The organism is Burkholderia sp. WAC0059 (assembly GCF_002870125.1).
Taxonomy (GTDB): domain Bacteria; phylum Pseudomonadota; class Gammaproteobacteria; order Burkholderiales; family Burkholderiaceae; genus Paraburkholderia.
Genome location: NZ_PNEO01000011.1, coordinates 192288 through 201665, shown reverse-complemented (window position 1 = coordinate 201665; position 9378 = coordinate 192288). Strand labels below are relative to the sequence as shown.

The following is a 9378-nucleotide window of genomic DNA, read 5'->3' as shown; positions in this document are numbered from 1 at the left end:
TGACGGTGGGCACGGACAACGTGCACAGCCTGCAGCCGTACGTGGGGGTGTCGTTCGGCAGGACGTTCGGCCGCGTGCGGCCGGTGACCGTGGGGCTGGACCTGGGGTACGCGCACGAGCTGCTGGGCACCGCGCGCGCCGTGTCGGTCCAGGCCCCGGACGGCACGCCCTTCGGGGCGCCCGGAGTCGCGCTGCCCCACAATCGCGTGAGCGTGGGCCTGCACCTCGAGGACACCCTCACCTCCAACCTCCGGATCGGCATCGGATACGGCGCCACCTTCGGCATCGGCTCGGGCTCCACTCAGGCCGTCAACATCTCCATGCGATATGTCTACTGAGCAAAACCGTCGGCGCGACCCGAGGCAGCTCGTCCTGCCGCCCCCGGCAGGCAGGCTCATGCCGCCAGGGCTGCTGCCCGAAATCGGGTTCGGAAAAACGGGCATCGCACGTTCCTGACGGTCAGGTTGCGGGGAGAATCGGTTGTCTCCACTGTACCGAAGCGCCGCGCAAATGCCGACAGCCAGTCCGAAGTCGCGGCGGCAAAACCGAAGTGTCGACGCGGGAACCGGCAGTCCCCGCGCATTTCCCCAATAATCCGACCGACCGGGCACCCCTTTTGCTCCCTCTTGCTGACGACGGGGGCGACACCGTCCCCATCCCGCCGTGACCCCGTTTTGCCGCGTGGCGATCCGGGGCGATACGTGCGTCTACTGCGTATAAGCATGGGGACATGTCATGCAACGATTCCGATTCGCCCTACTCCTGATGCCGCTTGCGCTCGCCGGATGCCTTTCGTTCAGCAGCAGCGATCCGCCGCCGCCCAACAAAACCACCGTCGTCGTGCCGCAGCAGGGCACAGGCTCGACGACGACCTGCACGTCCTCCTCCTGCCAGTAGCACGGACTACTACGGAGCAGCGGGTTGCTGCGCCTGAACGGACGGAATCATCTGGACGCCCGGAAGCTGCCGCACTTTGTACATCAGGTCGCCGGCAAACAGGACTCTGCCTTGCACCGGCAGCCCGGCCGATCGCAGCGCATCGGCCGTCCAGGTATTGCAGGTATAAAAGGCGTCGTAGGTTCCGGTCGCGGCGAAGAACACGCTGCCCGGGTACGGGCCCTCGCCCAGTTGCATCGCCCGTCCTGCGGCGTCGATCCGGATCGACCGCCGCAGGAACGCCTGAAGTCCGATCAAACCGGCGCGGCTGATGCCGAGATCGACCACGCCGGAACGCCCGAACGCCTCTGCCGGCGTGGCGCGCAATACCGTCATCAGCACGGCCGCCTCGCTGGGAAACAACGCGGAGACGGTTGCCAGCGGATCGTGCGTGCGCGTAAGCACGTATTGCCGCTCGCCGAAGCCGAAACACAGGAAGCGCGCCCCGTCGAACCCCAGCCCCAGCGCGAGGGATCGCGCCCAGGCACCCGCATCCTCGTCGCGAACGCAGACGTCGGTATGCCAGCCGCGCTCGACCACCGTGACGGTCACGGCCACGGGTCCGGGCGACGGCCTCGACGGTACGCTCGAGCAGGCCGCGAATGCCAGCGCGACCGGACACAGCCGGGCAATATCGAGCAGAACTGAACGAAACAAGAACGTCACCTCCATCGGCATGGCCCCACGGTCCGCCTCCGGTCGACCGGCGACTTCGCATTGCGCACGGGAACGCAGGTCGTTCAGTTCAGGGGAACGCCCATTCCACGCGTAACCTGAGCGCGGCATTCGTCTCCCCGAAGTTTTCCCGGGCGTCCCCGATGACGTCTTTCGTCAGTCGCCCGACCCGCACGCCCGAGAACCGCCCCGTCTGGTCGACGCGCGTTCCGCCGCCAACCAGCTGGAAGCGGATGCGCAAATGCCGTGGGGGCCCGTCGACGACGCCTCGAATCCATACGCCAACGCGCCAGCAAATCTCTTGCCCGTCGCGAACGAGCAAAACGACCGGGGCAAACATCATCGATGCAAGACGTCTTCGCCCCGGAACCCGTTATGAAGTCTTCGCTACCAGGACGGCCTTGGCGCCCTCGCCCGACGCGTAAGCCATGGCCTGTTCGATCTGATCGTAACCGAATGCCCTGCCGATTCTGGTCGCGAACATCGGATCGTCGATCATCCCTTCGAGCGCCTTCAGCGCGGCGACCAGCTTCTCGCGCTCCTTCACCGTCCGGCTTTCGAAGTTGCTGAACCGCCTCATGCTCAGGTTCTTCATCATGAAGAGCGAAGACTGAATCGAGAACGGCGCCGCCCCGCCCAGCGAGCCGTAAAAATAGATCGTCGAATGCATCGGCAGGCACGGCGCGATTTTCCCGGGCAAGTCGCCGCCGACGCCGTCGAATACCGCGGTCGTCCCGAGTTCGGCGGCCAGCGCGCCGAGCGTGTCGGTGAAACCCTCGTCCGTCACGACGACGTGCTCCGCACCCAGACGACAAAGCGCCTCCCGCGCCGCCGCGCTGCGCACGAGGAAAATCGCGGGCCATTTCCGTCTGCGCGCGAGCGACGCCAGCGCATGGCCGGTCGCCGAATTCCCGGCCGTGACGACCACGCCCTTGTGGCCCGCTTCGGCGATCTCCTCGAGAAAGGCGAAGGCGGTCATGACGTTGACGAGCGAGCCGCAATAGTCCCTCGCACGAACGTGATCCGGCAGGATCAGACAGCTCGTGCAGGGCACCTGCGCTCTTTCGCACCAAAGCCCGATATTCTCCGGGCTCCTGCCGAGCGACCGGTAGATCGCCACCTGCCGGCCCGCATAGTCCGCCGGAACGCCCGCCCCCGCCGCGACCACCCTCCCCGCTCCCGACACGCCCCAGACGTCATGCCGGCTCGCCGCCAGCGCGTTACCCGCCGCGGCCGGCATTCTCAGGAAAATCTTGTCGCCGTGATTGATCGCCGAGGCCTCCATGTCGACCAGAACATGGCCCGGCGCCGGCTCGTCCGGCATCGGGACCTCTCGAACCGCCAATTCCCGGCCAGGCGTCACGCAAATCGCTTTCATGAACAGGCTCCTTGTGTCCCGGTGTCTGCGACCGGGCAAGCCCCTAACATAAGCCACCTCATCCATTGCCGAAACGCCGGTTCAGGACATACCATCCATTCCATTCCGGAATTGATGGTGACCGCCCGATGGACCGACTGGATGCGATTCGCCTGTTCGTTCGCCTTGTCGAATGCGGCAGTTTTTCCGCCGTGGGACGCGAGGAAGGCGTCGGACAGCCTGCGGTGAGCAAGCAGATCGCCGCGCTGGAGCGGCATCTCGGCGCCCAGCTCGTATTGCGCACCTCGCGCCGGATCGTGATCACGGAAGCGGGACAGACGTTCTACGAAGCGGCAAAGCCGCTGATAGACGACTTCGACGCGGTCGAATCTTCCGTCGGCGACCGACAGCAGTCGCCACGCGGACTGGTCCGGCTCAGTACCGCTCCGGCGCATGGCCGACTCTGCATTACGCCGCTGCTGCCCGAGTTCTTCCGGCGGTATCCGGATGTCGCCGTCGAAGTGTCGGTCTCGGAGCAGCCTGTCGACCTGATCGGCGAAGGCTTCGATCTGGCCGTCCGCCATGGGCGACTCGTGGACTCCTCGCTCACCGCGAGGAAATTGTCCGCGACCGATCGCATCCTCGTCGCCAGCCCGGACTACCTCGCCGCGAAGGGCGTGCCGGCCCGGCTTTCGGACCTCGACGCGCATACCTGCGTCGTCTTCGCGCGAGGCCGCGAACGCCGCCCCTGGTCGCTCAGGGTCGGGCGGGAAACCGTCTCTTACGTTCCGCACGGGTCGCTGCTGACGGGCGATGCCGAACATATTCGCGCGGCCGTACTGTGCGGCCTCGGCATTTCCCAGGTGCCGTTCTGGCTGCTGGCGGACGAGATCCGCTCCGGCCAGGTCCGGGTGCTGCTGCCGGATTTGCAGCCGGAACCGTTGCCCGTTCATCTGGTTTATCCGGCAGGTCGCCGGGTACCGATGAGAGTGCGGGTATTGATCGAATATCTTGTTTCGGCGTTTGAGCGGGGAAGCAATGGAAATGCTTCAGCCGCCAGATGAGCCAGGGGCATTCCCACGAGTCGACCCTGGTCCGCAATGCGGACCCGTCCTCCTCGAGCAGCACCGCCCGGCAACCCGGATGCCGCCCTCGCCGACGGCGGTCTGACGTTTCATTTCGAGACGATGGTTAACCGTCGACAGACCGGGACCAACCCATTTGGCCCGCGGGTTCGCACGTGGTCGTGTCGGTTAAGCCGCCTGCCCCGTTGAGCGATATCTAAACTCCTCTTGCAGCAGATTACTCTGTGATATAGAGTAGTCTGCATCAACACAGCGGAGGTGCCGGGCGATGCCAATTTCATCGGAACAGGCAGCACAAGCATTGCGCGAGGTCGAGCAGACCCGTGCGCTGAGCCGCACGCTCTATGGATATCAAAAAGCCTCACCGCATTGTTTCCTGTGGGGCTTTATCTGGCTGGTGGGTTTCAGCCTGAACGATTTCTTCCCCAGCCACATCAATCTGGTCTGGATTCCGTTGGACATCCTCGGGATCGCATGCAGCACATATCTGCAGACCCGAAACCGTCACGCACGCGACGAGCGAGGCCTGAGCAAGATGAACCAGACCTGGCGCTGGCTGGGCTCGATCTTCACCATCATGGCGTTCTTCGTCGCCGTCCAACTGATCATGCAGCCTACGGCTGAGCGCCAGGTCGTGTCCCTGATGATGTCGATCGTCTCGATGTTTTACGTGCTGCGCGGTTTGTGGGGCAGCCCGCGGATGGGGTGGACGGGCATAGCGCTGGCAGCGTTGACTGCGTTCGGCTTTTACGAGGTACGCGCGCATTACGACTTGTGGATGGCGGTGGTAGGCGGCGCCGCCCTGATCCTCGCCGGCTTCTGGATGAAGAGAACCTGAATGACGCAAATGGACGAGACCATCCACCAACCGGTTCGGCTGAAGATCATGGCGGCCCTGAAAGCGCTGCCTAAAAACGAGCAGATCGAATTTGTCCGCCTGCGAGAAATTGTCGATGCGACGGAAGGCAATCTCGGCGCGCACCTCGCGACGCTGGAAAAATCCGGTTATATCGAAGTGGTCAAGGATTTCAACGGCAAGAAGCCGCGCACCCGGGTTGCGATGACCACGGCGGGGCGGCGGGCCTTCCGGCAGTACGTCGATCACTTGCGCAGCATTCTCGACGGCGACGCGTAGAGGATCTGCCGGGCAGCATCTCATCCTTGTCAGGAGTTGCGATGAAATATGGAGAATCGATTCAGGCGGTCCGGGCAGCGGACCAGATGGCCTTCAGTGCAATCGGCTCGCTCTGGATGCTGGGTTGGTGCCTGCAAAAGCACGTACAGGATCTCTCGACGCTATGCGTGGTGTTGCTGGCCGGCGCCGCGATCTTCCTGTGGGCCTGGTGCGATCACCGTGCCGCGCGCAGCGGCTACGGGGTTCCCGGCGCGCGCCGCTTTCAATCTGCGGGCGGATCAGGTGTGGGTTCTGCTTTGGAAGGTCTGCTGTGCGGTGCCGGGCTGTTGTTCAATCTGGTGTTTGCGCTGGAACTGCTGGGCCATCCGGGTTGGCTGCCGCCGATCCTCATGATGCTGACGAGCCTCGCCTGCCTCGCACTTGGCAAGGCTGCGCAGTACCGACCACATTACCTGACCGGCTTCGCATTGCTTTCCGTGGCGCTCGCTTACCCGCTCATCGCTGCCGTGCCCAATCATGCCGCCGCATGTTTTGCCGCCGGTAGCATCTTGTGGATCAGCGCCCTGTATGGTCTTTTCGTGGAGCACGTCAATGCTGGCCGGGTTGTTGTGCCGGCCGGCCGGCGGTCGCCCGTTTTGTTCTTGCGTCAAGAGTCGCGATAGTACAAGGCGTCCACGAAACGCCAACGGATACTCGTCCATCAAGCTGAATATTCAGCAACAGGCCTGGGATATTTCAAGAGGCGCTGGCCGACCTCGCGGGACGGCACCGCACATACACAAGCCAAGGTTGCCCCTATAGCCTCAGGGCGCTGCTTACAACAGTTATCGCGAACTGCTGTTCGGCGATACAAACAGCCAGATCGCCACGCTCGTCGAATGTCAAACCCGGTTCGTGATGCGGGTGAAGATCTCCGGCAAGGACATGAAGACTGTGATCAACGCGCCGATAAAGTACGCCGGCAAGCTGCCCGAAGAACTGTACAAATCGCCGACCTGCGATCGGGGAAAGGAGATGGCTGACCACAGGCGCTTCACTGTGGCAACCGACATCAAGGTCTACTTCTGCGACCCACACAATCCCCTGCATCGCGGCTCGAATGAAAACACGAATGGGCTTCTGATTCGCAGGCAAACCTCAACGCCGTGGCCAGGCGACTCAATGAACGTCCGCGAAAAATATTAGACTTTGATACGCCGGCTGAGCGGTTTCACCAATTCGTTGCATCGACCGGTTGAATCCGCACCTCGGACCGGGCATTCGCCACACATGCCATGTTACGTTTTGACCCGCTCCCGTTTTCTGGGCAGACTGCAGCGCTAGTGTTCGGTCACCTTCGAGCGCAAGGAAAACAATAATGCGAGAGAGCCAAAGAGAAAACATCGAACAATGGATGCGCCAAAGTAGGTGTATCGCAATAAAGAAACTCGCGCGAAACGACTGCCAATGGGCGGACAGCCGGGACAGTCATCAGAACGGGTTCTACGTGCCGAGAGCCCTGATGGATGGTGAGTTCTTCCCGCCAACGCATCAGCGAACTGACAAGCGGCATATCTGGGAAACCACGCTGCCGACCTTGTGGATCTCATTCGGGGAAACGCGGCGCTCTCGCCTCGTCCGCTACACAAATAAGGGCCGCGAAACTCACTTCACAGGCGTACCGAAGGAAGAGTTTGCCAGCCTGAGCCCCGCCTCCTTGCTACTCGTGGGCTTGCTTGCTGAACCGGTAGCGGGCGCATTTTACTGGTTCGTCGTAGTCGACTCTGTGTCCGAGGACGCAGAGTGGCTTGAGACGCTGTACAACATCGATGCAGAATTCGAAGCCAACATCTTCGGTATTGCCGATCCTGCAGCGCAGGAAACTCTCAACGCTCAGAGGCTGCAGGCTGAACTGGTAGCAGCAATCGAAGCCGGAACACTGCACGCTTTCATTCAGGAGGCCGCCGTTTTGCCTGATCCGGCCACTATGGCGCAAAGAGCTCAGGAGGAGTGGAAACGCCGCATGCACGTTCCGACGCTCGATCCATGGCAGATGCTCTACCCGGGCGACGCCATCATGGAAATCAGCCGCGACGTCGAGTTCGATCTTTTCAAGAGGCTGGAACTGCGACACCGCGCAGCCCAGGTCATCCAATTACTGGGGGTTGAATCGCCCGATGGACTGGCCGGCGCGGTGGTTCGCGGGTTCGCCGAGCTCAACGCAATTTTTCTGAGTGCCAGCCAAGTCCGCAAGTCCAGGGCAGGCAGGTCTTTTGAGCATCACATTTCCTCCATGCTGACGGCGGGAAATATCCTGCACCACGCACAGGCGGTGCGGGGATCCACGCGGCCGGATTTCGTGCTCCCGACACTTGAACGAGTTCTAGCAGCCACAGGCGTCAACGACGAAGCCATGATCCTCTCGGCGAAAACGACGTTGCGGGAACGGTGGAAGCAGGTCAGCCTCGAGCAGGTGAACAGCGCCTTCTTTCTCGCGACAGTCGACGACCGCGTCTCCGCAGACGCAATCGACGCTATGGCCGCCCAGGACATCGTGCTCGTGGTACCCGAACGGCTGAAGTATTCGAACGAGACCGTCTACAGACAAAAGTCAAACGTCATTACCTTTTTCGAATTCTTCAGGCATGAAATTCGAGAGCGGCGCCCATCGCTGATACGTCCCGCCTAGTGCGAGAGATGTGCCGAGCCCTGCCCAGCCGCGCTATCCGCTGGGTCAAATGAGTGATACGATGTCACGCATTTAACCCAGTGAGCCCTGAATATGATAAACGGCCTTGATGATCTTGAGTTGGTCCGCAGGGTCCTGGAGGTTTACGACCAAAAACAGGTGGCTGAGGTCTTGAACGGCGCGTCGCCTGACAACTGGTGCCGGGAGACAATTAACCGCTGGGTCAATGGAAAGGCGTCGCCGAAGCTCAATCGCAGAGAGTCTGTAGCTCTGCATGCCCTACTGCCCAAAACCCCGGCGAAAATCTCTCAGTCGGAGTTCGATTTCGTCGACCTGTTTGCTGGCATCGGAGGCATCCGACGCGGCTTCGAAGGCATTGGCGGCCGATGCGTTTTCACCAGCGAATGGAATGAGCAAGCCGTACGCACGTACAAGGCGAATTACTACTGCGATCCTGACTATCACCGCTTCAATGCCGACATTCGAGAAGTCACCCTGAGTGAACGCGAAGATGTCAGTGAAGCGGAGGCCTATCGCCATATTGATAAGGAAATTCCTGACCACGACGTGTTGCTCGCCGGCTTCCCATGCCAGCCGTTCTCGATCGCCGGTGTGTCAAAGAAGAACGCTTTGGGCCGTGCGCACGGTTTCGAGTGCAAGACTCAGGGCACGTTGTTCTTTGACGTTGCCCGCGTACTCGCAGCCAAGCGCCCCTCCGCGTTTGTGCTTGAAAACGTCAAAAACCTCAAAAGCCACGATAAGGGACGTACGTTCCATGTCATCGTGGAGACGCTCGAGGAGCTGGGTTACTGGATTGCCGACGTCGATGCTAGCGGCGCGGATGATCCCAAGATCATTGATGGGCAGCACTTCGTTCCGCAGCACCGCGAGCGGATTGTCCTGGTTGGCTTCCGCAAAGACCTTGCTGTTCACGAGGGTTTCACGCTGCGCGACGTTCGTCGCTACTTCCCGAAAAAGCGCGTGTTACTCGGCGATCTGCTCGAACCGCGCGTAGACGAACGATATATCCTCACCCCGAAGCTTTGGGAGTATCTATTCAACTACTCCATCAAGCACAAGGCAAAGGGCAACGGTTTCGGCTATGGACTGGTTGGTCCTGGCGACATCACGCGCACGCTGTCGGCCCGTTACTACAAGGACGGCTCCGAGATATTGATTGACCGCGGATTTGATCCGTCTCGCCCGCTGAGCGACCATGACAATCTTCTCCATCGCCCGCGCCGGCTGACGCCACGCGAATGCGCAAGGCTGATGGGCTACGATCGCCCCGATGGCAGCACCTTCCGCATCCCGGTCTCAGATACGCAGGCTTACAAACAGTTCGGCAACTCGGTCGTCGTTCCTGTCTTCGAAGCCGTCGCAAAACTGATGAAGTCGCGAATACTCAAAGCACGCGATCGTACCGCGTTGGCCGAGGCGGCGTGAAGGCGCGTGCACACCATCGCGGACGGGCTTGATGAGTGGTCGTACGGCTGGCCGCTCCAGCCTGGAAGCCGATATA

Annotated in this window: 10 protein-coding genes and 1 pseudogene; 9 read left to right on the top strand and 2 right to left on the bottom strand. The window is 61.6% G+C overall.

Annotated elements, in window-relative coordinates:
• Both CY652_RS13570 and CY652_RS24460 read left to right on the top strand, forming a co-directional pair.
• The coding region (locus CY652_RS13570) for an autotransporter outer membrane beta-barrel domain-containing protein (protein ID WP_146010100.1) at window positions 1-338 on the top strand (338 nt) is incomplete at its 5' end.
• 397 nt (window positions 339-735) lie between these two features.
• Entirely contained in the window at window positions 736-897 is a 162-nt protein-coding gene (locus CY652_RS24460) for a hypothetical protein (protein ID WP_180970580.1), read from the top strand.
• Window positions 898-906: 9 nt separating this feature from the next.
• Here CY652_RS24460 and CY652_RS13565 read toward each other — a convergent pair whose 3' ends face one another.
• On the bottom strand, window positions 907-1614 hold the full coding sequence (locus CY652_RS13565) for a DUF2459 domain-containing protein (RefSeq protein ID WP_180970578.1): 708 nt from the start codon (window positions 1612-1614) through the stop codon (window positions 907-909).
• Window positions 1615-1984: 370 nt separating this feature from the next.
• On the bottom strand, window positions 1985-2989 hold the full coding sequence (locus CY652_RS13555; RefSeq protein WP_102131220.1) for an alcohol dehydrogenase catalytic domain-containing protein: 1005 nt from the start codon (window positions 2987-2989) through the stop codon (window positions 1985-1987).
• A 65-nt stretch (window positions 2990-3054) separates the two neighbouring features.
• On the opposite strand from CY652_RS13555, the gene CY652_RS13550 reads away from it, so the two are divergent.
• The 7 genes and pseudogenes from CY652_RS13550 (at window position 3055) to dcm (ending at window position 9302) form a co-directional block, all read left to right on the top strand.
• A complete protein-coding gene (locus CY652_RS13550) occupies window positions 3055-4032 on the top strand; it encodes a LysR family transcriptional regulator (protein ID WP_258002304.1) in 978 nt (325 codons plus the stop codon).
• Between the two features lie 289 nt (window positions 4033-4321).
• A complete protein-coding gene (locus CY652_RS13545; RefSeq protein ID WP_146010099.1) occupies window positions 4322-4891 on the top strand; it encodes a hypothetical protein in 570 nt (189 codons plus the stop codon).
• A gap of 9 nt (window positions 4892-4900) precedes the next feature.
• Window positions 4901-5188 (top strand): winged helix-turn-helix domain-containing protein, encoded by a 288-nt coding sequence (locus CY652_RS13540; protein WP_219723736.1) that lies wholly within the window; start codon window positions 4901-4903, stop codon window positions 5186-5188.
• Window positions 5189-5229: 41 nt separating this feature from the next.
• Window positions 5230-5850, top strand: coding sequence for a hypothetical protein (locus tag CY652_RS13535; RefSeq protein WP_102131216.1), 621 nt, complete (start codon window positions 5230-5232; stop codon window positions 5848-5850).
• Between the two features lie 169 nt (window positions 5851-6019).
• Window positions 6020-6426: pseudogene (locus tag CY652_RS13530) on the top strand (IS30 family transposase); the annotation flags it as partial.
• Window positions 6427-6545: 119 nt separating this feature from the next.
• On the top strand, window positions 6546-7856 hold the full coding sequence (locus CY652_RS13525; protein WP_102131215.1) for a type II restriction endonuclease: 1311 nt from the start codon (window positions 6546-6548) through the stop codon (window positions 7854-7856).
• Window positions 7857-7949: 93 nt separating this feature from the next.
• Entirely contained in the window at window positions 7950-9302 is a 1353-nt protein-coding gene (dcm, locus tag CY652_RS13520) for a DNA (cytosine-5-)-methyltransferase (RefSeq protein ID WP_102131214.1), read from the top strand.
• Window positions 9303-9378: the final 76 nt, after the last annotated feature.

Coding starts and splice junctions, on each gene's coding strand:
- CY652_RS24460 (WP_180970580.1), top strand. CDS start 736: ATGCAACGATTCCGATTCGCCCTACTCCTGATGCCGCTTGCGCTCGCC.
- CY652_RS13565 (WP_180970578.1), bottom strand. CDS start 1,614: ATGCCGATGGAGGTGACGTTCTTGTTTCGTTCAGTTCTGCTCGATATT.
- CY652_RS13555 (WP_102131220.1), bottom strand. CDS start 2,989: ATGAAAGCGATTTGCGTGACGCCTGGCCGGGAATTGGCGGTTCGAGAG.
- CY652_RS13545 (WP_146010099.1), top strand. CDS start 4,322: ATGCCAATTTCATCGGAACAGGCAGCACAAGCATTGCGCGAGGTCGAG.
- CY652_RS13540 (WP_219723736.1), top strand. CDS start 4,901: ATGGACGAGACCATCCACCAACCGGTTCGGCTGAAGATCATGGCGGCC.
- CY652_RS13535 (WP_102131216.1), top strand. CDS start 5,230: ATGAAATATGGAGAATCGATTCAGGCGGTCCGGGCAGCGGACCAGATG.
- CY652_RS13525 (WP_102131215.1), top strand. CDS start 6,546: ATGCGAGAGAGCCAAAGAGAAAACATCGAACAATGGATGCGCCAAAGT.
- dcm (WP_102131214.1), top strand. CDS start 7,950: ATGATAAACGGCCTTGATGATCTTGAGTTGGTCCGCAGGGTCCTGGAG.